Source organism: Paenibacillus sp. EB106-06-01-XG199, assembly GCF_058791575.1.
The window spans coordinates 988,067-1,014,404 of sequence record NZ_JBYTDQ010000001.1 but is presented as its reverse complement, the minus strand read 5'-3'; the positions used below and the strand labels follow the sequence as shown (position 1 = coordinate 1,014,404).

Annotated in this window: 50 protein-coding genes and 1 pseudogene; 50 read left to right on the top strand and 1 reads right to left on the bottom strand. The window is 47.5% G+C overall.

Going from position 1 to position 26,338, the window contains the following annotated elements; all coding sequences use genetic code 11:
• Positions 1-26: 26 nt before the first annotated feature.
• The 19 genes from AC3WT9_RS04975 to AC3WT9_RS04885 all read left to right on the top strand — a co-directional run bounded on the left by AC3WT9_RS04975 (position 27) and on the right by AC3WT9_RS04885 (position 11,237).
• Positions 27-782: an ORF6N domain-containing protein gene (locus AC3WT9_RS04975; RefSeq protein WP_492407452.1), complete on the top strand. Its 756-nt coding sequence runs from the start codon at positions 27-29 to the stop codon at positions 780-782.
• A gap of 12 nt (positions 783-794) precedes the next feature.
• Positions 795-1,088: a hypothetical protein gene (locus tag AC3WT9_RS04970; protein ID WP_492407451.1), complete on the top strand. Its 294-nt coding sequence runs from the start codon at positions 795-797 to the stop codon at positions 1,086-1,088.
• Positions 1,058-1,393, top strand: coding sequence for a hypothetical protein (locus AC3WT9_RS04965; protein ID WP_492407450.1), 336 nt, complete (start codon positions 1,058-1,060; stop codon positions 1,391-1,393). Before AC3WT9_RS04970 ends, AC3WT9_RS04965 begins: the two co-directional genes overlap by 31 nt.
• Complete coding sequence (locus AC3WT9_RS04960) at positions 1,365-1,880, top strand: hypothetical protein (RefSeq protein WP_492407449.1); 516 nt, start codon at positions 1,365-1,367, stop codon at positions 1,878-1,880. The genes AC3WT9_RS04965 and AC3WT9_RS04960 overlap by 29 nt, the downstream gene beginning before the upstream one ends.
• A complete protein-coding gene (locus tag AC3WT9_RS04955; protein ID WP_492407448.1) occupies positions 1,870-2,262 on the top strand; it encodes a hypothetical protein in 393 nt (130 codons plus the stop codon). The genes AC3WT9_RS04960 and AC3WT9_RS04955 overlap by 11 nt, the downstream gene beginning before the upstream one ends.
• 323 nt (positions 2,263-2,585) lie before the next feature.
• On the top strand, positions 2,586-3,479 hold the full coding sequence (locus AC3WT9_RS04950) for a DUF4373 domain-containing protein (protein ID WP_492407447.1): 894 nt from the start codon (positions 2,586-2,588) through the stop codon (positions 3,477-3,479).
• Positions 3,418-4,257: an ATP-binding protein gene (locus tag AC3WT9_RS04945; RefSeq protein WP_492407446.1), complete on the top strand. Its 840-nt coding sequence runs from the start codon at positions 3,418-3,420 to the stop codon at positions 4,255-4,257. Before AC3WT9_RS04950 ends, AC3WT9_RS04945 begins: the two co-directional genes overlap by 62 nt.
• A 9-nt stretch (positions 4,258-4,266) precedes the next feature.
• On the top strand, positions 4,267-4,410 hold the full coding sequence (locus AC3WT9_RS04940) for a hypothetical protein (RefSeq protein ID WP_492407445.1): 144 nt from the start codon (positions 4,267-4,269) through the stop codon (positions 4,408-4,410).
• On the top strand, positions 4,385-4,627 hold the full coding sequence (locus AC3WT9_RS04935; RefSeq protein WP_492407444.1) for a hypothetical protein: 243 nt from the start codon (positions 4,385-4,387) through the stop codon (positions 4,625-4,627). Before AC3WT9_RS04940 ends, AC3WT9_RS04935 begins: the two co-directional genes overlap by 26 nt.
• Complete coding sequence (locus tag AC3WT9_RS04930; RefSeq protein WP_492407443.1) at positions 4,590-5,147, top strand: Holliday junction resolvase RecU; 558 nt, start codon at positions 4,590-4,592, stop codon at positions 5,145-5,147. Before AC3WT9_RS04935 ends, AC3WT9_RS04930 begins: the two co-directional genes overlap by 38 nt.
• Positions 5,148-5,238: 91 nt before the next feature.
• A complete protein-coding gene (locus tag AC3WT9_RS04925; protein ID WP_492407442.1) occupies positions 5,239-5,631 on the top strand; it encodes a replication terminator protein in 393 nt (130 codons plus the stop codon).
• Between the two features lie 27 nt (positions 5,632-5,658).
• On the top strand, positions 5,659-6,366 hold the full coding sequence (locus AC3WT9_RS04920; RefSeq protein ID WP_492407441.1) for a hypothetical protein: 708 nt from the start codon (positions 5,659-5,661) through the stop codon (positions 6,364-6,366).
• 50 nt (positions 6,367-6,416) lie between these two features.
• Positions 6,417-6,749 (top strand): hypothetical protein, encoded by a 333-nt coding sequence (locus tag AC3WT9_RS04915; RefSeq protein WP_492407440.1) that lies wholly within the window; start codon positions 6,417-6,419, stop codon positions 6,747-6,749.
• Entirely contained in the window at positions 6,746-6,913 is a 168-nt protein-coding gene (locus AC3WT9_RS04910) for a hypothetical protein (RefSeq protein ID WP_492407439.1), read from the top strand. Before AC3WT9_RS04915 ends, AC3WT9_RS04910 begins: the two co-directional genes overlap by 4 nt.
• Positions 6,914-6,937: 24 nt before the next feature.
• Positions 6,938-7,603 (top strand): HNH endonuclease, encoded by a 666-nt coding sequence (locus tag AC3WT9_RS04905; protein ID WP_492407438.1) that lies wholly within the window; start codon positions 6,938-6,940, stop codon positions 7,601-7,603.
• A 51-nt stretch (positions 7,604-7,654) separates the two neighbouring features.
• Entirely contained in the window at positions 7,655-9,556 is a 1,902-nt protein-coding gene (locus AC3WT9_RS04900) for a DNA cytosine methyltransferase (RefSeq protein WP_492407437.1), read from the top strand.
• On the top strand, positions 9,553-9,771 hold the full coding sequence (locus AC3WT9_RS04895) for a zinc-finger domain-containing protein (protein ID WP_492407436.1): 219 nt from the start codon (positions 9,553-9,555) through the stop codon (positions 9,769-9,771). The genes AC3WT9_RS04900 and AC3WT9_RS04895 overlap by 4 nt, the downstream gene beginning before the upstream one ends.
• On the top strand, positions 9,755-10,381 hold the full coding sequence (locus AC3WT9_RS04890; RefSeq protein ID WP_492407435.1) for a hypothetical protein: 627 nt from the start codon (positions 9,755-9,757) through the stop codon (positions 10,379-10,381). The genes AC3WT9_RS04895 and AC3WT9_RS04890 overlap by 17 nt, the downstream gene beginning before the upstream one ends.
• Complete coding sequence (locus tag AC3WT9_RS04885) at positions 10,368-11,237, top strand: hypothetical protein (RefSeq protein WP_492407434.1); 870 nt, start codon at positions 10,368-10,370, stop codon at positions 11,235-11,237. The genes AC3WT9_RS04890 and AC3WT9_RS04885 overlap by 14 nt, the downstream gene beginning before the upstream one ends.
• On the opposite strand, the gene AC3WT9_RS04880 is transcribed toward AC3WT9_RS04885, so the two are convergent.
• Positions 11,230-11,487: a hypothetical protein gene (locus AC3WT9_RS04880; protein WP_492407433.1), complete on the bottom strand. Its 258-nt coding sequence runs from the start codon at positions 11,485-11,487 to the stop codon at positions 11,230-11,232. The genes AC3WT9_RS04885 and AC3WT9_RS04880 overlap by 8 nt on opposite strands.
• Before the next feature lie 110 nt (positions 11,488-11,597).
• On the opposite strand from AC3WT9_RS04880, the gene AC3WT9_RS04875 reads away from it, so the two are divergent.
• The 31 genes and pseudogenes from AC3WT9_RS04875 to AC3WT9_RS04725 all read left to right on the top strand — a co-directional run bounded on the left by AC3WT9_RS04875 (position 11,598) and on the right by AC3WT9_RS04725 (position 26,335).
• Complete coding sequence (locus tag AC3WT9_RS04875; RefSeq protein WP_492407432.1) at positions 11,598-12,773, top strand: hypothetical protein; 1,176 nt, start codon at positions 11,598-11,600, stop codon at positions 12,771-12,773.
• A gap of 55 nt (positions 12,774-12,828) precedes the next feature.
• Positions 12,829-13,116: a hypothetical protein gene (locus tag AC3WT9_RS04870; protein WP_492407431.1), complete on the top strand. Its 288-nt coding sequence runs from the start codon at positions 12,829-12,831 to the stop codon at positions 13,114-13,116.
• Between the two features lie 3 nt (positions 13,117-13,119).
• Positions 13,120-13,341, top strand: a complete 222-nt coding sequence (locus AC3WT9_RS04865) for a hypothetical protein (protein ID WP_492407430.1) — start codon at positions 13,120-13,122, stop codon at positions 13,339-13,341.
• Positions 13,342-13,346: 5 nt separating this feature from the next.
• Complete coding sequence (locus tag AC3WT9_RS04860) at positions 13,347-13,784, top strand: YopX family protein (RefSeq protein WP_492407429.1); 438 nt, start codon at positions 13,347-13,349, stop codon at positions 13,782-13,784.
• A pseudogene (locus tag AC3WT9_RS04855) lies at positions 13,784-13,978 on the top strand (ASCH domain-containing protein); the annotation flags it as partial. The gene AC3WT9_RS04860 and the pseudogene AC3WT9_RS04855, both read left to right, overlap by 1 nt.
• A gap of 247 nt (positions 13,979-14,225) precedes the next feature.
• The gene (locus AC3WT9_RS04850; protein ID WP_492407428.1) at positions 14,226-14,576 is read left to right on the top strand and encodes a hypothetical protein; all 351 of its coding nucleotides are present in this window, start codon (positions 14,226-14,228) and stop codon (positions 14,574-14,576) included.
• The gene (locus AC3WT9_RS04845) at positions 14,569-14,811 is read left to right on the top strand and encodes a hypothetical protein (RefSeq protein WP_492407427.1); all 243 of its coding nucleotides are present in this window, start codon (positions 14,569-14,571) and stop codon (positions 14,809-14,811) included. Before AC3WT9_RS04850 ends, AC3WT9_RS04845 begins: the two co-directional genes overlap by 8 nt.
• A 94-nt stretch (positions 14,812-14,905) precedes the next feature.
• Positions 14,906-15,229, top strand: a complete 324-nt coding sequence (locus AC3WT9_RS04840; RefSeq protein WP_492407426.1) for a hypothetical protein — start codon at positions 14,906-14,908, stop codon at positions 15,227-15,229.
• Positions 15,222-15,461: a hypothetical protein gene (locus tag AC3WT9_RS04835; RefSeq protein ID WP_492407425.1), complete on the top strand. Its 240-nt coding sequence runs from the start codon at positions 15,222-15,224 to the stop codon at positions 15,459-15,461. Before AC3WT9_RS04840 ends, AC3WT9_RS04835 begins: the two co-directional genes overlap by 8 nt.
• A 28-nt stretch (positions 15,462-15,489) precedes the next feature.
• A complete protein-coding gene (locus AC3WT9_RS04830) occupies positions 15,490-15,657 on the top strand; it encodes a hypothetical protein (protein ID WP_492407424.1) in 168 nt (55 codons plus the stop codon).
• Between the two features lie 168 nt (positions 15,658-15,825).
• A complete protein-coding gene (locus tag AC3WT9_RS04825; protein WP_492407423.1) occupies positions 15,826-16,164 on the top strand; it encodes a hypothetical protein in 339 nt (112 codons plus the stop codon).
• Between the two features lie 68 nt (positions 16,165-16,232).
• Positions 16,233-16,619 (top strand): hypothetical protein, encoded by a 387-nt coding sequence (locus AC3WT9_RS04820; RefSeq protein ID WP_492407422.1) that lies wholly within the window; start codon positions 16,233-16,235, stop codon positions 16,617-16,619.
• Between the two features lie 3 nt (positions 16,620-16,622).
• A complete protein-coding gene (locus AC3WT9_RS04815; protein ID WP_492407421.1) occupies positions 16,623-17,081 on the top strand; it encodes a BC1872 family protein in 459 nt (152 codons plus the stop codon).
• 91 nt (positions 17,082-17,172) lie between these two features.
• Complete coding sequence (locus AC3WT9_RS04810; RefSeq protein WP_492407420.1) at positions 17,173-17,559, top strand: hypothetical protein; 387 nt, start codon at positions 17,173-17,175, stop codon at positions 17,557-17,559.
• 31 nt (positions 17,560-17,590) lie between these two features.
• Positions 17,591-17,749 carry a hypothetical protein gene (locus AC3WT9_RS04805; RefSeq protein WP_492407419.1) on the top strand — a complete coding sequence of 53 codons (159 nt, stop codon included), beginning with the start codon at positions 17,591-17,593 and terminating at the stop codon, positions 17,747-17,749.
• A gap of 15 nt (positions 17,750-17,764) precedes the next feature.
• Positions 17,765-18,103: a hypothetical protein gene (locus tag AC3WT9_RS04800; RefSeq protein WP_492407418.1), complete on the top strand. Its 339-nt coding sequence runs from the start codon at positions 17,765-17,767 to the stop codon at positions 18,101-18,103.
• Positions 18,104-18,164: 61 nt separating this feature from the next.
• Positions 18,165-18,557: a hypothetical protein gene (locus AC3WT9_RS04795; RefSeq protein WP_492407417.1), complete on the top strand. Its 393-nt coding sequence runs from the start codon at positions 18,165-18,167 to the stop codon at positions 18,555-18,557.
• A gap of 52 nt (positions 18,558-18,609) precedes the next feature.
• Complete coding sequence (locus AC3WT9_RS04790; RefSeq protein WP_492407416.1) at positions 18,610-18,768, top strand: hypothetical protein; 159 nt, start codon at positions 18,610-18,612, stop codon at positions 18,766-18,768.
• The gene (locus tag AC3WT9_RS04785; RefSeq protein ID WP_492407415.1) at positions 18,761-19,090 is read left to right on the top strand and encodes a DUF3553 domain-containing protein; all 330 of its coding nucleotides are present in this window, start codon (positions 18,761-18,763) and stop codon (positions 19,088-19,090) included. The genes AC3WT9_RS04790 and AC3WT9_RS04785 overlap by 8 nt, the downstream gene beginning before the upstream one ends.
• A gap of 92 nt (positions 19,091-19,182) precedes the next feature.
• Positions 19,183-19,362 (top strand): hypothetical protein, encoded by a 180-nt coding sequence (locus AC3WT9_RS04780; protein WP_492407414.1) that lies wholly within the window; start codon positions 19,183-19,185, stop codon positions 19,360-19,362.
• Positions 19,359-19,586 (top strand): hypothetical protein, encoded by a 228-nt coding sequence (locus AC3WT9_RS04775; protein ID WP_492407413.1) that lies wholly within the window; start codon positions 19,359-19,361, stop codon positions 19,584-19,586. Before AC3WT9_RS04780 ends, AC3WT9_RS04775 begins: the two co-directional genes overlap by 4 nt.
• A 49-nt stretch (positions 19,587-19,635) precedes the next feature.
• Positions 19,636-20,157, top strand: a complete 522-nt coding sequence (locus tag AC3WT9_RS04770; RefSeq protein ID WP_492407412.1) for a sigma-70 family RNA polymerase sigma factor — start codon at positions 19,636-19,638, stop codon at positions 20,155-20,157.
• Positions 20,158-20,644: 487 nt separating this feature from the next.
• Positions 20,645-20,944 (top strand): hypothetical protein, encoded by a 300-nt coding sequence (locus tag AC3WT9_RS04765; protein WP_492407411.1) that lies wholly within the window; start codon positions 20,645-20,647, stop codon positions 20,942-20,944.
• A gap of 95 nt (positions 20,945-21,039) precedes the next feature.
• Positions 21,040-21,201 carry a hypothetical protein gene (locus AC3WT9_RS04760; RefSeq protein ID WP_492407410.1) on the top strand — a complete coding sequence of 54 codons (162 nt, stop codon included), beginning with the start codon at positions 21,040-21,042 and terminating at the stop codon, positions 21,199-21,201.
• Between the two features lie 21 nt (positions 21,202-21,222).
• Positions 21,223-21,387 carry a BC1881 family protein gene (locus AC3WT9_RS04755; protein ID WP_492407409.1) on the top strand — a complete coding sequence of 55 codons (165 nt, stop codon included), beginning with the start codon at positions 21,223-21,225 and terminating at the stop codon, positions 21,385-21,387.
• An 11-nt stretch (positions 21,388-21,398) separates the two neighbouring features.
• Positions 21,399-21,557 carry a hypothetical protein gene (locus AC3WT9_RS04750; protein WP_492407408.1) on the top strand — a complete coding sequence of 53 codons (159 nt, stop codon included), beginning with the start codon at positions 21,399-21,401 and terminating at the stop codon, positions 21,555-21,557.
• A gap of 86 nt (positions 21,558-21,643) precedes the next feature.
• Positions 21,644-21,871, top strand: coding sequence for a hypothetical protein (locus tag AC3WT9_RS04745; RefSeq protein ID WP_492407407.1), 228 nt, complete (start codon positions 21,644-21,646; stop codon positions 21,869-21,871).
• Between the two features lie 263 nt (positions 21,872-22,134).
• Entirely contained in the window at positions 22,135-22,410 is a 276-nt protein-coding gene (locus AC3WT9_RS04740; protein ID WP_492407406.1) for a hypothetical protein, read from the top strand.
• Positions 22,411-22,448: 38 nt separating this feature from the next.
• Positions 22,449-23,417, top strand: coding sequence for a terminase small subunit (locus tag AC3WT9_RS04735; protein ID WP_492407405.1), 969 nt, complete (start codon positions 22,449-22,451; stop codon positions 23,415-23,417).
• The gene (locus tag AC3WT9_RS04730; protein WP_492407404.1) at positions 23,407-24,858 is read left to right on the top strand and encodes a phage terminase large subunit; all 1,452 of its coding nucleotides are present in this window, start codon (positions 23,407-23,409) and stop codon (positions 24,856-24,858) included. The genes AC3WT9_RS04735 and AC3WT9_RS04730 overlap by 11 nt, the downstream gene beginning before the upstream one ends.
• Entirely contained in the window at positions 24,851-26,335 is a 1,485-nt protein-coding gene (locus AC3WT9_RS04725) for a phage portal protein (RefSeq protein ID WP_492407403.1), read from the top strand. The genes AC3WT9_RS04730 and AC3WT9_RS04725 overlap by 8 nt, the downstream gene beginning before the upstream one ends.
• Positions 26,336-26,338: the final 3 nt, after the last annotated feature.

Sequence of the window (26,338 nt, the reverse complement as noted above, 5' to 3'; positions counted from 1 at the left end):
TACCAGGAAGGAAGTGGCATCCAAGAATGAACATCATCCCAGTAGAACATATGGGCCTGCGAGTAATAACTACAAATGATCTTGCCTCTTCAATGGGCACCGACACAAAGATTATCAGCAAGAATTTTGAAAGGAATGAGCATCGTTACCAAGTAGGTAAGCACTATTTCATTCTGCAGGGTGAGGAATTGAGGATTTTTAAAGCTTCCCGTCATATTGACGACAACCTCAAATATGCACCAGTTATATACCTTTGGACTGAAAAGGGCGCTTGGATGCATGCGAAGTCTTTGAATACGGACGCAGCTTGGGAAGCCTACGAGTCCCTGGTAGATGATTATTACCGAATCAAAAGTCCTTCAGTCGTCGTGGATCAGTTGAGCCCCCAATTACAACTACTCATAAAAATGGAACAGGGGATAAGAGAAATTGAACTGCGGCAGGATCATGCAGAACAGCAGCTTTCCATCATTAAAGAGACCTTTCTTTCCAGGGATGAAGATTGGCGTAATAAGATTAACGGCCTACTGAATGGGGCTACACGGCGTCTAGGCAAGTCTTACAGAGACATGAGGACACTTAGTTACCAAATGCTTGAGGACCGCGCTCGATGCAAACTGGACCGCCGGCTGACGTTCCTTAAGGATCGACTGCGGGAGTCCGGTGCTACCAAGACAAAGGTAGAAGATGCTAATCGCCTGGATATCATTGAGGCCGATCCAAAGCTTAAAGAAATATACACCACTATCGTAAAAGAGCTCAGTATTGGAGCCATGAATTAAGGAGGGATTACATTGGCAATCGAACTAGTCCCGGATGTGACTAGAAGTGGATTTCTGGCAAACGAGATCAGAATTACCGCTGCGGACACAACAACCGGGGAAGTAATTGAACGAAATCTTCAATTGACTTTTAAAGAGGACTTTCGTGGCATCTGGCTTGAAGGCACTGATGAATTTGGGGATCCGCAGGCAATTGTGATTTTGAATAAGTTTGGTAAGTATCTGCTGAATGAAGCTATTGCGGAACAACCGAAATCATGGGAGGGTGAGGAATTGTGGACAAAAGACTCATTGAGCGCGATTTAAGAGAGGAAATGACATATTGGCTTCAGGTGCAGCAGGACTCACACTGGCGCGGCGGTGAAGTGGACTTGAAGATTGCAGAGTTTGCTTCAAAAGAGCAGCGCCGGCTACAGGACAAGCTTCTTGATCTTTGGGATGGAGAGGCCCGTAAACATCACGAGCGCACGGCATTTATCTTTGCAAATGAAAAACAGCCCACCGGATCCTACCCCGGCAGGCTGAACACGAACATGAAAAAATCAATTACGGACAGCTTAACACGAAATGAGGGTGAGTGCAATGCATTCATACGCAGACATATATCGTAAGCATGAGCACCCATCAGTCATCCCTTACACATTACCACTCTATGACAAGTACTTTTTCACACGCGACGAAGGAGTTATTTGGAGTAATTCATTTCTCTCAGCGATTGTAAAAGTGGTTGCCTATATAAATCCGCAAACAGAGATTGATTTTGAACGGATCGAGTTCACGGATGATCAAATGCGTGTGGTCGAGCTTGCCAAGGAAATTCGAAAACGTAGGGCTCTTATGCGGCGGCCGGATAGGTTCTGTTATGACGTTCAGCCTTATTTTTATCGAATGGAAATGCAGAGGCTAAAAGATCAACTGGATGCACTAAAGGAGATTGAGCCTATGTACATCGATAATCCGGAATTGACGATGTGCCCGGCTTGTGAACAGTCCGTAGAGGCTGGTGAGAAGATCTTGCAGCTGCCCGACGGTTCCACTTGCTGCAATTGGGATTGTTACGCTGTCATCCTATCCAGGGAGCACGTTCATGGATCTTGAAAAATACATTCAAGACGTCAAGGCTCTACAGGCGAAGGCAGAGGAGTTTGACGAGGATGCTCCCGGAGCTGTACAAGAAAAGATCAAAGTGTTAACAAAGGCTCATACGCTTGCAGGGCGAGTATCAGCGCAGATGGATGCCAACTACGCTAAAGTATATGCCTTCCGCAAAATTTCGTATGCGCAAGCTAAAGATGCTGCGAAAACGGGAGACAAAGCCAATGCCGGAGAGTTAGCAATCATTAATCTCCGGATGGCTGAAGCTCAGGCAAAGGGTCTTAAGTCGTTCTGGAATAATGAGTTCAAATCGATAGCAGAGACACTATACGAGCTTCGGCTGCGGGTTAAGGTGGACCTGCACACATTAGGAGGTGGGGATTGATGGTAGATCAAACAGCCCTACAGACAATAAAAGATACAAGGCTGCGAAGAAGACTTAACGAACTTGAGTCTCTCCGTAGTCCGCAGAATGGAAACCTTCCCATTGAAGTGGAGAAAGAGATTCATGAAATAAGGAGGGCATTGCATTCTGTTCACCAGCCCGTTCGTCCAGCAAGAAAATCAGCAGGCAGTTGCATTAATCCGAAGTGCCGTAAGAGAATTCTCCAGGGACAAGCAGTTGTGAAATATGGTCCCCATGGACTCTGTTGTAATTTTAAGTGTCTTACGGAGGCAATGCGCAGCAATTGAAAGGGGTCTGACATCATGGCGCGGCCATTAAAAGAGGGCCTGGACTACTTCCCGTTGGACATCGACTTCGATCAGGACGACAAGCTGGTTGTACCGATTGCCAAATTCGGAATGCAAGGACTCGGAGTTATCGTAAAGATCATGATGAATATTTATCGCAACGGATACTTTTACCCATGGGAGGAACGTGAGCATTATGCCCTTTCAAGCAAAGTTAATGTTGACATTAATACCGTAATAGATGTGGTTAATGAGTGCATTAACTGGGGGTTCTTCAATGTTAATGTATACGACAAATACAAGGTGTTAACTTCCCGCGGAATTCAGAAAAGGTATATCGAAGCAGTGAAACGACGGAAGGCAATATCTCTACTGGAACACTACATGCTGATTGACCCGGGAGAAGAGTGCAAAAAGGTTTCGCATTCAATAATTGTAGTTAATGCGGACAGTAACCCAGTTAATGTTTACATTAACCCTGATAAATGTTCCTCAACGTTAGCAGTAAGTACACAAAGTAAAGTAAAGGAAAGTAAAGGAAAGAAAGAAGATATTAAACCATTGTGTGATCCGCCTCCGGACGGACCACCTGCTGCAGAAAAATATCATGATGATTTCGAGAGATTTTGGAAAGTGTTCCCACCAAATCGCCGGAAGGATAAAGCCAAGGCTTATAAAACCTGGAAGTCAAAAATCAAGGTGCCGGAACGCGAGGTATTAATCAAATGCACTGAGTTATATGCCAAGGACAGAAATACCATAGGGCGGGATGGAAGTTTCGCTAAGATGCCCACCACTTATCTCAATGCAGGCACTTATAAAGATTATCTGGAAGGAGAGGCCGCCAATGAAGCCGGTGAACATAATGCAGGCTCTACCGGAAAATACTCAGATTTTATTATTGAGTAACCCGACTTGGGAACATTGGGGCTGCTGTGTCGTATGCCGGAAGCTTCTCGGATATAAGGAGTATAAGGCGCTGGGTATCACTAAAAAGCTGCCTATCCATTGTGAATGCGAGATTGAGGCAGACAGGAAAAAGCAAATTGTTGAAGACCGCAAGCGGCGCACGCTGGCTGCTCAGAAGACCTTTAACCGGTACAACCTGATACCGAGTGCGCTAATCAATGCAGGGTTCAAGAATTTTATCAAGCGGCCAGGTTCAGAGAAGTGCTATCAGATAGCCACCGCCTTCTACGTTAATTTTGAAAAAGAAGTGAATGGTTATGTATTTTTCGGTGGTGTTGGTAGTGGCAAGAGTCACTTAGCCCGAGCAATTCAACGATCACTGGATGCCGATGGATGGCCCACACTATTCTTAGATTGGCCGCAACTGGCTGACTTGTCTCGCAGGTCCATCAAAGATAAGAGCATTGATATAGGGGCTATTGTCAGGGCGGCGGTGGATGTGGACCTCTTGGTGCTGGACGATATCGGCACCGGACATCTAACAGATTATGAATACAAATCAATAGCATTTCCGGTTATCAACGGCCGGCAGGGCAAGAAGACAATTTACACGAGCAACTTGGACCCGGAACGGCTGGAAGAGTGGTTTGCACTGGATAAGGATAAAAAACCACTGGATATCGACGGGCGCTGTATGGATCGGATTATCGGTTCCTGCACATTCATTCGCAACAAAGCAACCAGTTACCGGCAGGAGCGTCCAAAGATCCTTGAGTAAGGAGGAGCCATGAAAGAGATAGATGATTATGACCTTTATGATCTTGATTTTAATGAGTGGGCGCGGCGCGGCCGTGTAGCCTTCGGATTGGAGGAAGACATTGGCCGGAACCGGGAAGCGTCTTTACATGACGAAGCAAGAGAAGATGGATGAGGTATTCGGATCATTTGAATATCATCTTTTCGAAAAATTAACTGCTGCAGATCAGTTTATGGCACGCATTACATCCGAAGCCAGGATGTTAGGAGTAGATCAAGGATATATCAGCCAGTACATGGGAGAACGGGTGCTGGATATGATTGACCAAATAGCAGAGAAGAGGGAGGCCGAAGATGGGCGTAAGAACAAGAAAAAAGGTAGGGCCCGTTAACTATGCGAACCGAGGAATGATTTTTGAAAGTCACATTGACCTCAGTAACGAAATGTACGAAGCCCAGGACAGGGCAGTAATCAATAAGCGTCCAACCCCGGTTAAGGTGATGGAGCGTAAAGGGCAATATATCACTTTGGCAGTATTCGATAAAAAATCCACGGTGGATTATGACGGCATATACCGGGACCGCCGGATAGATTTTGAGGCCAAGGAAGTCAGTGACCTCATGCGACTTGATCTAAGCCGGATTGAAGATCACCAATACGACCATTTAGAAAAGTCACATCGGCACGGGTCAATAGCCTTTATCCTTGTATCCTTTACCCGTAACAGGAAAATGTATCTCCTGCCTTTCGTTGCCTTAAGAGTATTCAAGCAGGCTTCCAAGCTGCCGGGCGGACGCAAGAGCATTTCGATTGATGATTTTGAAATTGAGGGTTACGAGATTCGGAACGGTCGAGTGCCAGTAGATTACTTGGCTGCAGTAGATAAAATCTGGTTTCCGACAAAAGCGTAGGGGCCAGATATGACCAGGGACCGCGCACCGCCGCAATCAAAAATAGAACTGGTGTGCCTGTTTGACCAAATTATAGAAATGGAGTGACAGCATGAAGACAAACATAAATATCGGAACTTTGGCCGGTGGGGCTGTAGGAGAACGATTGAATATTGAATTACAAAAGGCAGCTGAGAACATTATGGACCCTAATACAGACTGGAAAAAGGCCCGCAAGGTGACGGCGACCATTACCTTGAAGCCGGATGAAGAAAGGGATATCGCAATAGTAAGTATTGATGTAAAAACCACCCTAGCGCCGGCTCATGGCATTGCTACAAAGCTCATTTTCGGAACTGAAAATGGTACTGTAGTGGCTGCGGAATTGGCATCCGGTGTAAAGAATCAATTGATGATCGACAATGACGGTGATCTCGCGGATGACACTGGCAAAAAAATTGTTCCTGCAACACAGCAAGAGGGAAATGTAGTTAATTTTAAATAATCTAACACACATCAGGAGGACTCATAAATGATTAAAGAAGCCATTCAATACATCGTCGGACTCGGTAACAAAGAAATTAAAGAGGTAGGAGATCAAGTCTTTGCTACCGGGGATCTGGAATTGATTGGAGCGCCAACTACTACGACACTAAAGGTTCGTAATCTCTCTGGAGTCGTCGAATATATCAAAAACGATTATGATAAGCAGCCGCCGGTGATGATCCACATTGAAAGCCCGACTGAAGTAAAGGTGTTAAGCACCTTCAACCGGGATAAGCGCCGCAATGTGCTGGTCTTCGCTGAAGCACTACTTCCACATATACCGTTTGAAAGATTTCAGAACGTCGAAGAGTTCAATATACTCCTGCAATCGTGCTTTGTGAAAAATGATGACCGTGACACTATTTTGAAGATCGTCGGAAATATTGAGGAGAAAACAGTTAAAACAACCGGGGATGATGGGATATCTCAAAACGTGGTTGCTAAAACCGGAATTACAAATCTAGCGGAGGTTAAATTACCTAACCCCGTTACACTCCGGCCATTCAGAACATTCGTGGAAATTATGCAGCCTGCCTGCCAATTTGTATTCCGGATGCAAGATGGCCCAAGAGCTGCGATATTTGAGGCGGACGGTGGAGCATGGAAACTGCAGGCCATTGCGGATATCAAAGATTTTCTCAATAAAGCACTGGAATCTGAGATTAAAGAAGGCAAGGTTGTCATCATCGCTTAACACTCTAATGGGGCGGCTACGGCTGCCCCACCCTTAAGGGGAGATCCTGAATGCCCGATAGAAAAGGAAATCTCACGAAAAATGAAATGATGGATACAGGCTGCCCTTGCTTTATACCGGACGCGCCGGGCGCACTTACTGGGCGGTGGTATGGAGAGCCGCCATTGGATGGAATCATCCTAACTCGCAGGCGCTGCGCGGCGTTGGGGGCCCCAGTTCGGGACCGGGAGTATCCGGTTGCCTGCCTCTATAGAGTCGAAATCAAAGACGATTACAGGTACGTACCCTTTTATCATAGACAGCCGGAGCAATTGGACCTGAAGAAGAGCACCTATTATGAAGACCGATGGTTAAAACGGCAAAGGCCGGTGATGACAACATGAAGGAATTGAACTGGAGAAAAGCCAAGCGGGATCAACTCTATGAGATTGCTTATAATGACCCCGGGGCGTCCGCGATGCATCGACAGCAGGCCAAAGCGGAAATCGGCCGCCGGCAGCGGAAGCGGCATGCTCGGGTTCAGTACAAAATTAAGCCCAAATATTAACACGACATCAGGAGGTGGGAAACGTTGGCCCACCAGACATTTTGGAAACCGGAGAAGCAACCAAAGGAAAAGAAGGCCAGCAGCCTCGGCCGGAGCAAAGCGGACAAAAAGCCAATTTCTCCATGGAAGCAAGGGATTCTGGCGGATCATAAATCCAATCCTTCCCGAGCTGACCGCAACGAATTCCCGGCAGACGTTATAAAACTCCTGAAGAAGCGGGCAGACGGAAAATGTGAAGTATGCAAACAGCGACCAGACATCGAGACACATCATGTGCGTACCAGAGCGCGTGACGGCCGCGGAGTGTTCCAAAATGGATTACGTGTATGTGGCGTATGTCACGACTTCATTCAGACCAATGAGGAAGAAATACAGTTCTGGGAAAACAAATGGGAAAAGAAATTCGGGCCTAATTTCTGGTTTGATGAGCTGGACATTGATATTCATGCTCGCAAGCAGGCAGCGCAGCAGGCAATTGAGCAGGAGCAAGAGCAGCGGCGGCATCGAATTGAGCCGGTAGCGGATCTAATTGCTACGGCAGCGGGTCGGCCACTCCGAGTAAAGGAACTGCGATTGCTGGAATCAATGGAATTGAAGCAGTTGGAGATAATCACCGGGATGTTCACGGATGCCCTTAATGGCTACGCTGCTCAAGGGAATTTACGCCCGTATGATCGGTTTGAGGATTAATAGATTCATATAACAACGATATTAATTCATTCTGGTTAGGAGAGATTCTCCATGAGAGAGATTATAGTTGATAACTTCGCAGGCGGAGGCGGGGCCAGCACTGGCATCGAGCTGGCAACTGGCCGCAGCGTAGACATAGCCATTAACCACGATCCGGCAGCCATCGCCATGCACCGGGCTAACCACCCCGAGACAGAGCACTACTGTGAAAGCGTCTGGGATGTTGACCCCCGGGAGGTCGCCGGTGGCCGTCCGGTCGGGCTTGCATGGTTTTCGCCAGACTGCAAGCATTTCTCCAAGGCCAAGGGTGGTAAACCAGTGGACAAAGATATACGCGGGCTTGCTTGGGTGGCGGTGCGCTGGGCGGCAACGGTCCGGCCGCGTGTGATAATGCTCGAAAATGTGGAGGAGTTCAAGACCTGGGGGCCGATTATTCCTCAAAAGGACCCTGAGACAGGGCGAATGTACAAGAAGGTATTTCATGAAGATGGAGAGTCTTGGGAAAAAGTTGTCTCGGAGGTTGATGAGGTAGTCCCGTATGACCTCCGCATAATGATTCCAGACCCAAAACGCAAAGGTGTTACATTTCGCTCATTCGTGAATGCCTTGCGGCGGCAGGGTTACCGGGTGGAATGGCAAGAACTGAGGGCGTGTGACTACGGTGCCCCAACAATCCGCAAGCGGTTATTTCTGATAGCTCGCCGCGACGGGTATCCCATAGTCTGGCCGCAACCAACACATGGCGATCCGCAGAGCGATAAAGTCAAGAGATTCAAGATTAAACCATGGCCAACGGCAGCTGAAATCATCGACTGGTCCATTCCTTGCCCGAGCATCTTCGACCGAAAGAAACCGCTGGCTGAGAATACTGAGCGCCGGATAGCTCGGGGGCTACAAAAATTCATCCTGCAAAATCCGAATCCGTTTATCGCTCCATATGTGATTAAGGTCAACCATCACGGTGATCAATTTCGCGGGCAGGCCATAGATGAGCCACTGCAGACTGTGACGGCAAAGAACGGCTGGGGAATTGTAACGCCGTACATCGCCCGGATCGGACAGACCGGCTTTGGTGGTGACCGGCTGCAGTACGAGCTAACCGATCCACTGACTACAGTAACGACCAAGGCTGAGCACTTGCTCGTTACGCCCTTCCTGACTCAGTACCATACGGAGGGACCGGGCGGCAATGTGAGGGGCCAGGAGCTTAATAGACCTGTTCTGACTGTGGATGCTTCAAACCGATACGGTCTGGTCGCCGCATTTCTGGCGAAGCACTACGGCGGGGGTTACACCGGAGCTGGGAACAGCCCGGACGAACCACTCAGCACAGTAACTACTGTTGATCATAACGCACTGGTAACAGCACACGTTGTTCGGCACTTCGGGGAGTCCGTAGGCAGCTCAGCAGACACTCCACTCGGCACAGTGACCGCTGGGGGCGGTGGAAAGAGCGGGCTGGTCACTTCTCACTTGGTCAAGCTGCGCGGCACCAATATAGGCCAGCCGATTGACGCCCCTATTCAAACAATAACAGCGGGCGGGCTGCACTTTGGCGAGGTACGGGCGTTCTTGCTCAAGTACTACGGCAGCGCAGACAACGGCCAGACACTGGACGGCCCACTGCATACCATTACTACCAAGGATCGGTTCGGGCTGGTGACGGTGGAGGGAGTAGACTACCAGATCGTAGACATCGGAATGCGCATGTTGGAACCGCATGAACTGTTCGCGGCGCAGGGCTTCCCGGCCAACTACATCATTGATGTTGATGCGGACGGACAGAAGTATTCCAAGAGCGCACAGGTCGCCCGCTGCGGTAACGCTGTCCCGCCTCCGTTCGCGGCCGCGCTGGTCCGGGCGAATGTACCACATATGTGTGTCGGAGCTGGCCGGGCGCTGTCACTGGAGAGATACAAGCCTGCTGCGGGGCAGATGGAGTTCAGCCTATGAGGAGTCGGATTGATGTGCTAATGCAAATATCTGAGGTTCGGGAAAGTCATTGCCAAGCCTGTAGCATTCCTGCAGACATCCTCCGGCAGCACCCCGGCCATCTGGCAAAGGCTGATAACCACTGCAACAAAGAATGCGAGCAGGGTGCAAAGCTCCAGGAGCTCGGGAAGCAGCTCACGCTGCCGGCGAGAAAAGGCGATGCTGTTGCTGGTTAGCGGGGCCACACCGACAGTCCGGAAGTATGCAGCATCCCCTAACCTGGGTTGCCTGCTAACCCCACGGTCCCGCAATTCGCTTGAATCCATGGCTGGACTGCCGTGGGCAGCAGATAATGATTGTTTCGGCGGGTTTGACGGAGCGGCAGAGACACGGTTCAGGGCGATGCTTACCAAGATCGCCGGAACCTCTCCGCTGTTTGTTACGGCTCCGGATGTAGTGGCAGACGCCGCCCGAACGCTGGAGATGTTTGATATCTGGGAACCGATTATCCGGGAGCACGGCCTGCCTGTAGCTCTTGTACTCCAAGACGGACAGGAAAATCTGGATATGCCTTGGGGGCGTTGTGAGGCGGTGTTTATCGGCGGATCTACTGATTACAAGCTGAGCGGCACGGTGCGCTGGTTGGTCCGGGAGGCGAAGTGGCGCGGGAAATGGGTGCATATGGGCCGCGTCAACAGCCTGGAGCGGCTGCGGATTGCAAGGGATATGGGTTGTGACAGCGTGGACGGTACTGGGTACAGCATGTTCCCGGAGGCTAACCTACCCGGAGCGCTTAAATATCTGCAGCATGAGCAGGTGGTAATGGATTTTTATGAACCAGTTTAGGGGCTGTTATAGCCACAGGGAGGGAACAGATATGAAGCACATCGTCTGCTACAGCGGCGGGGAAACATCTGGCATTGTGGCAGTCGAAGTGGCTGCCACATACGGGCCAGAGAACGTGATCCTGATCAACCATGATATTAACCCCTGGGTCGAGCATTGGGATATCAAGCGATTCAAGGCCGAAGTTGCGGATTTTCTTGGCATTCCCATCACATACGCCAACATGGCTGGCTGGGAAGTAAAAGACCAATTTGATGTTTGCATGGAGGCCAAGGCATTCAAAGTGGGGGTCCATCCCCTTTGTACCAACCGGCTCAAGACAGCGCCATTTCACAAGTGGCTGGCCGAGACATTCCCGGTGGAGCCGGGGAGCTGCCGGGACGATGTGACGATCTATTACGGATTTGAGGCAGGAGAGACTGCCCGTATAGAGCGCCGCCGGAACATCCTGCGGGATAAGGGATACCTGACTTGCTTCCCGTTGGCCGAATGGCCGGACCTGAACAACAGTACCCGGGATATCGGTATTGAGCCGCCAGAGACTTACGAGATATGGAAACATGCGAATTGTACGGGCTGCCTACGGGCGGGGCAACAACATTGGTACGTGGTGTACTGCCGGAGGCCAGATGTCTGGGCCAAAGCAAAGCACGCCGAGGATGTGATCGGGTACAGCATCCTCCGGGTCAATAACAAGCCGATGTTCCTGCGTGAGCTGGAGCCAAAATTCGCAGCCATGCAGCAGCTCGGTATTCAGGCAGATGAAAAAACAAAGCCCGCGACCTTTTGGGCGCAGGCAAAGAAATTACTAGGTAATCGTCCTGTAGAAGAAAATATCGGATGTTCGGTTATTTGACTCTACTCTCATACTCAGCAATAAAATTACGTCCTGCGAGTGTTAAACGACTTCCATTAGCGAAAGGAACTCGGGCAACGTTACCCGATCCTCCACGAGCGAATGTGATGTTCGTTGCTAAATTAGCCTCATCAACTTGTTCTAAGACGGCAACGAAATCTTTTTGCTCAACTCCCAGATCGGCTGCTTTAGGTTCCTTTTCCTGCTCAATGACTTTAAGAATCTGATACACGAGATCAGCGCTTGTCATGAATATCGACCCCTTTCTAATCATGATAGTTTCAACATAGGAATTCGACATTATATTCCAAATCACCTTCATTACTAATCAGGGCATAGCCCCTATAAGGAGAGATAAACGTGAGCGACAACGACAAATATTTCGAAGACAGCCTTGCTTCGCAGGGAACTAGTTTTTATCTGAGAGATGAATCAGATCATGCCTGGACTGTTATGGATCTTGTATTTGAAAAGATGAAATTACGAGGATGGTTCATTCAGACTGATCAACGCATTTTAAGAGATTACGCTATTTTGGCAAAAGACCACTTTGAGGGGCAAAAAGGCGACCTGAAGTTTAAAGCTGAAAAATACCGCCTTGGATTCAAAATTGAGTTTTTCCAAGAGATAAACACTGTCAATAGAAGTGGCGGGTACTATGATTTCGATAAATTAAAGCTCATGCCGTACTTACTTCGATTGTCATTTTTAACTGAATTAAAGCACATCAAAGCAACATGCAAAGCGGATGGATATGAGGATCAATCCAAGCTAGTTATAGTGAGGGCTTTCGATAAGGTAATGAATCATATTAAAAGCTCCTGCCATTACAAAGAAGGTAAAGAATTACCGGAGTATGAGATAGCAAGCTATAACAGCAAGGATAAGGACGGCAAGCGGATCAGGAACGGAGAAGTTAAGTATTTTAGAGACCCAAAAGGGTGTTTGCAGCGCGGCACAGTTTATCACAATATCAACAACATGTGGTGGGTCATACTGCATGAACATAAATACAGAAATATTGCGAGTTTTGAGTTCTTCGATTTAGACAGTGAGGAAAACCGGCAGCGGAAACTGATAAAGAAATCTGGTCATCACAAACCAGCAGCGCGCATTAAATTCAATGAAACCGCGACAGCCCAGATCAGCAAGGAATGCAAGGGCATAGGCAAAGAAGGTCGCTTAATGAAAGCTAATGAAATGCTGGCGAAGCTTTATAAATTCGATTGGACTTCAAGACACTTTGCATTTGAATTAAAAGCCAACGGCAGATTGTCCCTCATAGAAATCGAAAGCAAGGCATGGGGAAACCACAATGTACATGAGAATCCTATTAAGCTTAGCTTGTATGGACGCGAACTGCCAATGTCCAGCACAGAAAGCTACTGGGTGAAATCTCTCAGGGAATATGTGGTTCATGGCAAACGAACGATTACAGAATGGTTTTGCAAGGATAGCAACGGGCAGGGACGGGACGCTCATTACTGGCCGGAAGTGCGGAAGTTAGCCTGGGAGATAGGTGCATTAGTATCTTAATTGACCGAGGGATCGAGGGTTAACCACCCTCTCCCCTATATAGGAGCTGATAAGCATGAAAAATGTATTAATCATTTGGATAAACGGTGCAATTGCCGGTGTTGCTGAGCAGGCGGTAAAGGCCGCGCTGAGCCGGAGTTACAGTATTGAAGAAAGGGACCTGCAGCGGATTGAAAAGGGTTTTGAATTCATTTTCGATGATGAGACTGGCGGTAATGCCCGGATTGAATTTGTAAATGAAGATCCGCATTTGTCGGTAAAGATCACAACGGATTTTTCGTGGGAAGCAATACCTTTATACGACTTGGTGCAAGGCTGCTTCGAAGATGAAGGGGAGGCATAACCCATGAGCAACGAAACCCAAGGACTATATAACAAATATCAGATCATTAACCGCGAGACCGGGCAGGAGGCCGAGGGACAATACTTTGTGCTTAAGCCAGCGAAAGACCTGGCAGCCCGCGCGGCGCTGATGGCTTACGCAGATGCGACTGACAACAAACAACTTGCAATGGACATTGCGGTATGGCTTTCCAGTTTTCGCAGATACAATCCGGAGGAGGCTTAACCAGTATGAGCAGCCAACCGAAATACCGTGCTTGGTATAAGCCGCTGAGCGTCATGATCGAACCGGATAAGCTGGAAATGATCAATTTTGAAGTCAAGGTGTTGGGCGTGTATTTGGAAATGGACGGCAGGGGTTTCCATAAGCTACGGCTGTCGGATTTTGAGTTGTTGGAATATACCGGGCTGAAGGACGAGGAAGGGATTGAAATTCACGATGGCTACCTTTGCACAGACGATGGAGTATCCGTCTTGCAAATCATTTGGGTAGAGACTCACCATCAGTGGGGCGTAAAGGTGATCTCAGGCAGTGGCACGTTGAGTCTCGGACTGACTTTCCCTCTTTGGCATTGGGACAATTGCAAGCAGAACGGATTCCGGCAACTCAAGGTGATCGGCAACATCTATGAAAACCCGGAACTGCTCGGGGGAGAGGCGGTAAAGTGATGAAGGCTATAACCATCATACAACCCTGGGCGACACTGATCGCCACCGGGGAGAAGCGGTTTGAAACGCGTGGTTGGGCCGCGAAGTACCGGGGTCCACTCGCTATCCACGCCGGGAAGAAGGTAGACAAGGCCGCATGTGAGGAACCGGAGATTAAAGCAGCATTAGCCCGGCATGGATATACGGCAGAGTCAACAGGAGAGCTGCTGCTGATAGATTGGCACATAAATAAGGGGGCATAACAGCCCCCAACAATTTACTTGCGTCTTGACCGCCAAATACGGGTGCACACCATAATCATCGCAAAAATAAGTAGGAAATATAAAATTTTGGGCACATCATTCACCTCTATATTAGTCAATTTAACACCTTTATGTACCAAATAATAACATTCGATTGTTTTGGATTATGTGCTTTATATCATGAGAGGAGATAACCAGTATGAGCGATCAAGAACGTGAATTAAGAGTTATCTTGCTAGACGGATCAGAAGTAATTATAAACACAGGTGACAGTGTGCTGTTTCAGGCATCTCGTCCGGGAGCAATACCGTTATCCGTGGATGCAGATACGATCATTGATGATGTGCTGGCTGCTCTAACAGAGGCACAACAGACCATAGCCCAGCAACGGGAGGCGCTGGAATGGTATGCAAAACCCGAAAACTATGAAATTGGGAACTACACAAGCATGAGAGGTGAGATTCCTACTGATTGGGAGTCGAGAATACAGCAGGAGGCAGGGGAGAAAGCCCGGGCAACCATTGGGGAAGGAGCTAAGGCAAATGAATAAAGTTGAAATAAAGGAATGGTACGAGAGAGCGAAAAAAAAGGCGCAAGAATGTAATTTCTGCTGTGCATGCGAAAATTGCGAAGATTACATGTGGGCTAACGAGGCGTACATTCAGGAAATCGATAATAGCGGACCGATGTTTGGTCCAATAAATGAGGAACACCCGGAACGCAGGAAGGTGAGTGAGTTTGACGACCTATTCCCACCCCGACCAAATGATTCAGGGAGGTATTGAGGCCATGACACAAGTAAAGGAATGGAGCAACACCATTTACCCCAGAGAGAGGGCAGAGGCGGCATATATCACGCTACGGGAGGCTAAATAGCATATGTACTACTTACGTAAGGAACCGGAGGAGAAGACATTACCAGAAATACGCAAGACTGACGGAACAGTGATACCAGAGAGGCTATATATGAGTGATGACCGCGCGATCTATAAGCATAGAGATTTTGCACGCTTCTATCGTGGTTCATTCACCGGGCTGGATGGGCAGCATCAGGGAATGAAAGTGTACACCTGCAAGACTCTTAAACGAATCCTTGAGCTGAGACAGTCCACGTTCAGGTCCACAAATGAGCTGTTCGATGTCTATGACGAGAATGGGAAGGTTGAGCTTACAAATTATGAAGGAGGGGCAAGGGATGAGTAGAAAAGTTGAACCAAGACACGACACTGCAGGAAATCTTATTAAAGAATATGACGTTCTGAAGGACGAAGAGACCGGAGAGATGGCGCTGGTTATCCAAGCGGAGAACAAAGCGGGTGTAAGCGGCCTAGCAGCTCAGAACACGATCATTGGTCTTGGGGATTGGCTGGATGTTTATCCAGATGGCGTCTGGACTATCGTTGGTAACGCAGGAACTTCAGTGCCGCAAGATTGAAGCAAACTACATGATAGGAGAGGGTTCAATGGAGCAGTGGGTAATCGTTAACATGAATGGAGAGTATCTTGAAAAAGTCATCAGTAACCTTTCAGAAATATACACCAATGATATTAATAAAGCTTTGAAATTTAATAGTCGTGTAGAAGCTAAAAAAGAATGCGATGTTTTGGAATATCCAAAACAGATTCGTTAGTACGAAGTTCGGAGAAATGATGCAAGAGGGCCGTTAGGCCACCGTCCGACAGCATAAACCCAGGCGTAGCCGGGGGCCGCAGGGTTGTCATTTTCGATAAATATTATTCCAAAATTATTCCTGGGAGTAGGAGTAACCCTCCTCTCCCACTAAGGGAGGATATAAACGATGAATCATATCAAATTTGAACCCGGTGACAGCGTGAAGTTCGGGGAGCAATGGTGCAAAGACCACAACTCCAACCATCTTATTGGAAAAACCGTCATGATGACTCCTCAATGGTTTGAATATGATGACGATTTAGGTGGCGGTATAGACCAATGCGCCGGAATGTTTGAAGAGGAAAGCGAAGAACCGGATAGCATCTACCATTTGTTTGGCAACGATTTCGAGTGGTTCTCGGACTGTGAACTCATTAAGGGATCTGAAGAGGACAAAGCGGCATACAACAAAATCATTAAAGATGCTGAGGAAGCACAAGCCAAAATGTGGGAGGAAGCCCAATGACACAAACACACAGTTCCACCCTTTACCCAGATACCCCAGCACCCACCAAAAATGAGGAGGTTTAAATTATGGGACCAGGAAGAGAACCGGAAGTATGTGAAAATGACGAGTTGGTGTCAGAGTTTGAGATTGCATGTCGCGGCGGAGATTACGAATTTGCCGACGAGTACAAAAAAGAGATCCTTCGGCGTTTGGAGTCAAATATACAACCAGCCGCCGATCCGAACGCCGTACTGGAGCGCAACGGCATTGATCCTACAGGCTGGACATGGCATACCCCAGCACCCAAGGAGGCCGTAACACAGATTAAATCAATCAGACCCACAACTGCTGTATTAAGCGAGGAAGAAGCTCGAGCCTTTGAAACTACTGCCTCTGATCCAGAACCCACTGAAAGCATTGGTATGGAGCGTGTACGTGAAAAGTTTCAAGATTTCAAAGGAGGAAGGAGATAACCAATGACACTCACAAGGGAAGAGATACTGGCGAAGGAGCCGGGACCAGAATTTAATAGATTAATCGCAAGGGAACTATTCAAGGCATCCATTATTTCAAAGCCATCAGCACTAAGCGACAAGACATTTTATTTACTTATTGCTGGTGAGGATTTTAACCCAATCGAAAAAGGAAAGAATCTGGGCAATGCATGGTGGAGACTTTCGGAAGAACAGACATGGGAGGCTTGCCCAAAATATTCGACAGACATATCCGCAGCATGGGAAATAGTAGAACATATGAAAAAGAGGCATTTTACTGAATTGGCAATGATTGAACTTGATGATGGTTCGTGGGGATGGATGGCAAGATTCATTTTGGCGGAAGGTGAACCGCACTGGACGAAGGGGTATCGCGTATGTTCCAAAACCGCACCCGAGGCAATATGTAAGGCTGCATTGAGGGCTGTAATGAATGTATAACGGCCGTCAGGCCTCCGTAGCGACCGAATCAGCTTAGCGTAGCGGAGGCCGTATAAGGTCTGGTACTTAACTTATAAGGGGGCAGAGACAGATGTGGCAAATAAGAATTTACGATAGAGAACACTTTTGGTCCGATAACTTTCAACTTATGGAACTTGTGAAAGAAGTAGAAGTAGAACCGGAATTCGGAGAAACATTTGAGATCAACGGCAAGACATACCGGTGCTGCAGTAAAAGTCCGCAGGCAAAGGTGTTGGGTGTTGAGGAGATCACTCTTAATCACGAACCTGACGAAGAGTATGGCGATGATCTGATCTGCCCTTACTGTGGTCATGAACAAGGGGATGCATGGGAATTGAGCTCAGATAGCGACAAGATGGAGTGCAGTAGCTGCGGTTCGGAAATTGAATATGAACGTGAATATTCAGTCACCTACACTGTCAAACCAGTAAAAATGTGCGAAGTTGTGAAATTGTAGGGGCATAGACCCCAAAGGGAGAGGATACACGATGACAACAGCAAAATGCGCGAACTGCGGAGAAGATACTGGTCAGGCATCATCAGGTAACTGGTCACTTTACTGCACCAAGCCAGAGTGTAAGCAGGCGGCTATTGATAAAGCCATTGCTAATGCGACCGGGAAGAAACGCAAATCCAAGCAGGTATAAGGGGGAGAAGAGGATATGAGCAAAATAATCGTTAACTACGTCACACAAAGATCCCATTGCAAATGCTGCGAACAGAGGTTACCACAGCTTGAAATTAGCAAGGTCAAACAGTTCACGATTAGACCAGAAGATGTGACAGATTGGGCAGAACAAGAAAGTTGGGATAGTTCGGCGGAGAGCCCCGATGAACTTGCGGAAATGGTTAGAGAATTTACAGTTGAAATTATAAGTTTCGCTGCTGCGGATATGTTTGATCGTGTTGTTGTAGAAAAAAGTGAACTGGATAAGGTGAAGGAGTTTATTTCGCGAGAAGTTGTTGGTCAGGCCGGAGGCCATCGAGACGCGACCGAATAATCCCAGCGCAGCGGGGGCCGGGGTAAGGGATATGGCTCCCCATAAAGAAAGGAACAACCCAATGACAAATGAAGAAGCAATTCATGCAATCAAGTGCAATTACCCACCGGAGAATTACAGCAGGCTGCGGGAAGCACTGGACATGGCAATGTTGTTGCTGGCGGCTGCCCCAGCTCCATTGATCAACTGGATACCGTATGACCAGGCGAATCCTCCAGAATACGGTGACGATAAACAATACTTCGTGTGTAATGGGAAATATGCAGATGTTGCTGGATTTCACAAGTTTGCGGATGACGATCAACCGGAATGGTATTTACCTGACTGTTGCGCCTTAAATGGAAATGGTGATGTCACTCATTACGCCCATATCAACCTACCAGGGGAGGATACAGGAAAACCAACAGGAATTATTCCGAAAAATATTCCGGAGGAGGGAACAGACAATTCCTAAGACACACGTTGAATTTCTATCGGAGCTACAGAGGAAAATAAAGGAGGCTCCGATGGATGAGTGTACAAGAACTAGAACAGTCACTTTTACACAAGAACAAATTACCGCACTCGAAGACAGATTGGACGAAATCAATATCATCTTAGTAAACCATCAAATCAAAGGATTGTTCGAAATTGCTAAAGAAAGAGGTCTGATGAACAATGCCTAAACTGATAGATGCAGATAAGCTACTGGAATGGCTACACAAGGAACTGGAAAATACTTGTGACCCTCATGCTGCAGAGGTTCTAGATTTTGCAATTGGTGAAATCGAGGACGGAACCTTTGACCCCACACCAGTACAACCAGACACCCCAAAGCTGGGGGATAAGGTCAAGCATAAGAAAAATCCAGACTGGGGTTCGGGCAAGGTGATGGCAGTTGAGAAAACAGGAAAAAAGAACGCGTTAGTATACTTCGAGAGTCGTGAGTACAAAAAACAGTTAACAGAATGCGAGTTTATAGATTTAGAGGGAATCAAAGATGAGTAACGGTCTGCTGTTTTTCATTGCTGGGCTTGTTACAGGACAGTTTGCATTATTAGGAGCATTAGTGATTTTCCATCGAGAAGAGGCTGATATTAATGAGTGACTGGTATGTGGGGATCAAGAATAAAGCAAACGAGGCAGCCGGCGGCGGGCAGGGAGAAATAAAGAAATCGCAATTAACTCCGGAGGAACGGGCCGCGCTGGATTTGAAGTATCCACCCCCAACCGGTAAGGCAGCAGAGAAGCCGTTTGTGATTAAGGGGACAATCGAATGAGCATGCGTACCGAAGAGGTAAGAGACGCATTGAATGCCGGCCAGCGACAATTCCAGTTAGATACTGGTGTTACTGCAGAGGTGCTGGCGCATGGTTCCACCTGGGTTAAATACCGAACCCCGCAGATGAGAGGGCCGTTTCTAAGCCTCAGCATTATCCTATTTTCAACATCAGTTGTAGATACCGACACAGAAAAAAACCCTGACTCAGCATCAGGGCAGTAAGCAGCAACTTTTATCCTCACACATAATTATAACACAGAGGAGAATGAGGATGAAAACAGCACAGAGTACGACTCCAGAACAGCACATTACGGACTTAGGCCCGGCCACAGCATTAAACTATAAACTCTCCTTAAAGGGTGCTGAACGGGCGTACAGGACGGCAGACGCTGATGATAAGAAGGTTATCTCTGGAATGAAGTCGGATTGTGAGTTTGTAATTGAGTGGCTTAACACCGGGCGGCGGCCGGGGAATAAGCGTGGGATCGAGCGGCGGGCAGCATATCAAAGAGAAAAGCTGATTGATCCGATGAGAATTCAGGCATATGTCAGTAATTCAAAAGCCGGCAGCCCAAGTAATCTGAGCGACTGGGAGTATTTTCAGATAGAAGAGGCGCTGCAGCTGCTTTCGCCAATGGAACGGGAGTGCTTTACACTATCCTATGGTCACTGCATGCCTCACTCGTATATTGCTGAGGTTCTGGATCTCTCCCGGGGAAATGTATCAACACTTTTACAGCGGGCTAAAGATAAAATTCAAGAGAGCCGCAACAATAATCTGTTTTTGACATAAACATCGGTTTATTTGTGGGGCAAAAGCCATCTATATATAGGAGAAACTTATCAACGAACGTTTCTTTATAGGTAATGACGATGATAGCAGCCATAAGAATCTGATTAGCCCATGTGCCAACCAGGGGTAAATGCTATCGTCGTCATTTTTTCATTTGAGGTGACTGGCGCTCCTGCTATGTACGGTTAAGTACCACTTAATCCAGTATCAGAGGCGCATCACATATATATGATGTGGTGGCGGAAGAGAGACGCTTAGACATAAGGCAGATACGACTCGGTGAGCCCCGGCACAACCGACAGGCGCGGAGAGAGAACGCCGAGCTCCCACTGAAGGAAGTAGAACCGGAATAAGGCCAGGGGAACCATTTGGGGAAGTCAGGTACGCTGCTACCCGTTGCGCGAAATGCTGCTATGCCGGGGAGAATGGCCCCGGCCCACATTTATTATGGTATTATAGAATTAAAATGTTATCGGGAGGAATCAAGATGCCCGCATGGAGTTCACCAGAACAAGAAATTATTCTTGAAATAACAAAATATGAAGAACGCTACGGACTTAAGCCGCCTGAGATTAGAATAAGAAAAGATGTATGGGAAGAATGGATTGACCGAGAGATCCGCTGGTTGATTCATAGACTTTCAGATCCGCATGAACCTGACACATTTTTTGGAATTCCAATCAGAATTGTTAATGGTCTGACAGGTGGGAAAGTATTTGATTTCCCCTCTATTAATGAAGTCATGGGCGCACATAAATATAGATCAACTGGTAAAGGTCGCCATTAGGCGGCTTTTTTAATGCGCAAATAAGTAATTCATGATTATAATGTATCCGAAATTACGGGGGTTATATCGTAAAAACGTAACAAGGAAGTGATATTGTGGGTTTATATGAATGGTATGTATTGAGCGTTAAACTATTCTTGGTTGTAGCCGGTCTATGGATGTACGTCAAAGGGCAGCAGGCGATGAATAAGAAAGATTATCCCGCCGCCTTTTGGTCATTGGCTCAGGTCATTGTGGTTATAGTCCTTTTGAAATAAAACGAATCAAGGAGGGCTCTCATGGAATTGAGCCAATTCACTACAAGAGAATTGTCTGAAGAGTTAAGCCGCCGCGAAGGCGTTGATATTTTCATCGGTGAAGGTCATGAGCCCGTAGTGATTATGATTGGCGGCAATAGCATTAAGTACGATGGACCTGCAACAATCCTTGTCAACATAGATTAGGAGGCGCTACTGTGTTAATCCAGAAGCTGGACGATAAATGGATGATTACCCGTAAAGGGATGAGATTCAAGGCCAAGACATTAATCGGCTGCATCAAGTTATTGCGAAGCTTTTATAAGGATAAAGAATTCCAGCGTCAAGTGATGATTGAGAACACGGCAGGAAAATGACCTACCCATAATCTAAACCCCAAAAGCCCATGAGGTGACGGCGAAGTAAGGTACATGGGTCACTATATCCTGAAAGGATGAGTAGTTTGAATAAGCGACCAGAGCGAATTACCCTGTTCTTGCAGATCCTGCTTGCGGCAGCCGTAACACTGGCCCTATGGAATGGTTGGAAAGGCGCAGCGCTTAACCAACGATATGAGCGCTCTATCCAACAGCATGAGCAAAGCACCGAGAAATACAGCCAATACCTAGACCAGACTAAGCAACTCATTCAAGCGCGGGTTGAACAGATAGTAGGTGAGCCTGTTGAATGATCCATCCAAGATTCAATGGGAAGAGGTAGAGACACCGGATAATGTGACTGTGGAGATGCTGAAAGAATGGGTTGATTGCTTCTGCCCTAAGTGTGGATGGAATCTAAAGGGTGTGAAGCCTGAGCGCTATTGCACTCATTGCGATAATAACGAAAATCTGAATAGAAAGGGTGAACGAATTGTTCAGAGTACAATTCGTTAGCAAAACCACTTAAGCATCTTTGGGTGCTTTTTTTTATGTCTAAAAAATGGAGGCGGTCACGATGAGGTTAATTCCCGCAAGGAATCTGAAAGCTGTTGAAGATGAAATTATCCAAGTGCTAATAAAGCACGGTAGTCTTTATAATGAGATGTCGGAGATATTTGATAACGTTCATGAGAAGGTACAAAGTTCTGTGATTATGCAACAATCATTTGATGCTACCTGTGTTCAAGGAGCCATACTTCAGACAACGGGTACTGTTGATATTGATGCTATTGCCGAAAAAATAAGCGACAGAATAATAGATTCTTTGCAGCGCCGCGCGATCCGCGCTTAATTCAGCGAGAATTATTTAACTGGGGGTGGTGAAATGTAGTGGGGAAGAAGAGAGACCCGAAAAGGGCCGAGGCGGAACAATTATGGATTGACAGCGGCGGCAAACGGGACATTGTTGATATTGCCGCCAGCCTTGGAGTGCCGGACGGTACGGTCCGAGGCTGGAAGAGTAAAGATAACTGGGAAGCCACCCTGAACAGTGAGAAGGAACCGAAGCTGCCGGAGAAATCCAAGAAAAACAAACGGAACGTTCCCAACATAAATACGGAACGTTCCGTAAATCAATCGGAACGTTCCAAACAAAAGCGGAACGTTCCGATTCGGGAGCAGCCGCCACCGCAGGTTGATGAAGCGGATACGGGTGAACCAGATGAAGACGGACTGACTCCGAAGCAGCGGATATTTGTACTTGAGTACCTGCGGACCTTCAACGCTACACAAGCTGCAATCGCTGCCGGCTACTCAAAGAAGACCGCCTATGCCATCGGATGGGAAAACCTCAGGAAACCTGAGATACAGGCGGCCATTAAGCAGGCCAAGGAACAATTCACCGAAGAACTGGGTTTGGACATCAAGCGGATCATTGCTGAGTGGATGAAGATCGCTTTCGCGGACATCGGTGATTATGTCAATTTTGGTAACCGGGATTTCCCGCGCCACAATAAAAAGGGAGAGCCCCTTTTAGATGAGGACGGCAAGCAGCTGACTGGCACTCAGAATTTTGTTAACCTGGTCAATTCCGGTGAGGTGGACACCAGTATCATTTCTGAGGTAAAAGAAGGCAAAGATGGCTTTGGTGTGAAACTCTATAACAAGATTGAAGCGTTGAAACAGTTGGAGAAGTACACCGACTACATGGATGAAGAAACCCGCCTGAAGATTCGTAAAGAGCAACTTCTTATTGAAAAGCTTGAAGGCGGCGGTAATGGTGAAGCGCAGGCCTGGGTAAGTGCATTGATGGACGTTGCCGAGAAGCGGAAGGCGAAGGTGAACAGCGATGAGCGCTAAGCCTTATAATGTTATTTCATCAATGGCAGCCCTAATTGATCTATATTGGGATGAGCCGGCCGCATTTGCAGAAGATATGCTTGATTTCGATGCGGACACATGGCAACTGGCTGTGATGTACGATGTGGCTCATTCGCGTTTTGTGACGGTTCGTTCCGGTCAAGGTGTAGGTAAGACAGCTCTGGAAGCCGCTTTAGTCATTTGGTTTTTATGCTGCCGCCCGAATTCCCGGGTTGTTTGCACCGCTCCGACTCGCCAGCAGCTCCACGATGTATTGTGGTCTGAGGTGGCGAAGTGGCTGGAACGCTCGAAAGTGAAGAACCTTCTGAAATGGACCAAGACCAAGATTTATATGGTCGGCCAGGAAAAGCGATGGTTTGCAACAGCACGGACCGCGACCAAGCCGGAGAACATGCAGGGTTTTCACGAGGATCACATGCTTTTTATTGTGGATGAAGCCTCCGGTGTAAAAGACGATATCATGGAAGCTATATTCGGTACTCTAACCGGGGATGATAACAAGCTGCTGATGTGTGGTAACCCCACGCGAACAAGCGGTTTTTTTTATGACAGCCACCATAAGGACCGAGGAACCTATAAGGCGCACCGAGTATCCAGCCGCGACAGCAAGCGGACCAACAAAAAGAACATTGAGATGCTTGAAAATAAATACGGCAAAGACAGTGATGTGGTCCGTGTGCGGGCGGACGGGGAGTTTCCAAGATCAGAACCGGATACATTCATTCCCCTGGAACTTGCAGAGACTGCAGCAGCCCGGGAAGTGTATGTTCGGATTCTTGATGAGGACAGTGGGAATTGGGAATCAAGCATTCCTGAAACTGCCGAATTGGAAATAGGAGTAGACGTTGCCCGCTTTGGAGATGATGAAACAGTTATTGTTCCGCGGATTGGCGGGTTGGTTCCATTCATTCGTCATTATTCCAAAAATGATTTAATGAAAACTGCCGGGTGGGTCATTGTTGCAGCCAAGGAATGTATGCAGCAATACGGTCGACCTCGATGCATTGTGAAGGTTGATGATGATGGCATGGGTGGAGGTGTTACAGATCGCATTCGAGAAGTTGCCAGAGAAGACGGTCTGAATATCACCGTGATTGATTGCCACAACGGCGGAAAGGCCCTGGATACTGAACATTATGAGAACTGGGGTACAGAAGCATGGGCAACGGTCCGTGACCTGCTACAAGCAGAGGATATCCAGATTCCAAATGATGAGGATCTGATAGGCCAGCTTTCAACCCGGAAATATACTATAACCAGCAAGGGGAAAATCATTCTTGAATCCAAGAAGGAAATGAAAAAGCGTGGTCTCCGGTCTCCTGACCGAGCGGATGCGCTTATTTTGGCGTTTGCAAAAACCGGAGCCGTTATTGATCCGGCTGCTGCATCAATACTGGGAGGAGGAAGGGTATATGGCTAGATGGCGAATGGTAGATCGAGCGGTTGGCGAAATGTCTAAACTGCGGCAGGGTATGGCAGGCCTTTGGGGAGTCATTACCGGCACATTAGGCGGTACGTACAGGCTTGACTCCAGCCGTGTAGACTATGCCAAAGCCCGGGCGCTCTACGATAACACGGAAGAGAGTTACAAGCTGGGAGCGGGATTCGCTAAGAAAGTAGTTAATGCTTCTGTAGGCTATATTGGATTACCTGAATTTAAATCCAAGGATGAAGATGCTCAGAAGACTGTTAATGACTTTCTGAAAAAGAATGAATCCAAGGCACAGCGGACCCATTTGAATGCTATTAAAGAAGGGGACTGTTTTGTTTGGCTTACCCGTGAGAAAAAAGGCTCCACACTTTACCCCGAAAAGGAATCCCGCTTAGTTTATAACATCATCCCTCCGGAACAGGTCAAGCGGATTGACAAAGACCCGCTCACTGGAGAAGCGATGCAGTATGTGCTGGAAGCGGACCATACATGGTACGCAGAAGACGGGACAAAAAAGCAATGCAAAATCAAGCAGCGTATCAGTGCAGAGAAGCGCATTATCCAAGTGGAGGGCGACCAGCCGCCAGATTTGGAAATAGGAGAGCATGATAATCTATGGGGCTTCATCCCTATTATTCATTTTAAAAATGACGGCGATGAAACAACAGAATTCGGTAAGAGCGATCTGGAGTCTGTCGAACCATTCTTGAAGGTATACCATGATGTATTCCTTGCAGCGATTCAGGGATCCAAGATGCATAGCACGCCTCGACTAAAGCTTAAGCTGAAAGAGGTTCCAAGCTTCCTACTGAACAATTTCGGGATAAGTGATACGAAGAAGTTTGCTGCTGAAGGCGGCAGAATTGATTTGAACGGTAAGGAAATCCTGATTTTACAGGGAGAAGATGATGCTTCCTTTATCGAAGCCAAGTCTGCCACCGGTGATGCAACAGCACTGCTTGAATTCGTATTTTACTGCATTGTATCCGCTTCGGAGACACCGGAATTTATATTTGGCGTGCATACGCCGTCCAGCTTGTCCAGCGTCAAGGAGCAGATGCCTATCTTCATTCAAAAAGTAGAGCGGAAGCGGAAATCATTCACTGACTCCTGGCAGCTTCTGGCCCGTATGGTGTTGTCCATGACCTCACAATCAGAACTGACCACATTCGAGACCTACGAAACTACATTAGTGTGGGAAACCGTGGATCAGCGGGACTCTAAGGATGTTGCCGAAGAACTTAAACTTATCGTTGAAGCTCTGGATAAAGCAATGGCCGGGGGGCTTATCAGCGAGCCGGCTGCAGTGGAATACTTGTCTTATTGGGTTGATACTATGCGCCCATACGCTGGTGATGATCCAAGTATTGAGTACGAAAAAAGCCGTATTCTAAAAACCAAAATCCTGCATCGGCGCTTGGAAGATGGAGAAATATTTGATGCGGAACAAAAAGAGGTGGTGTAACCC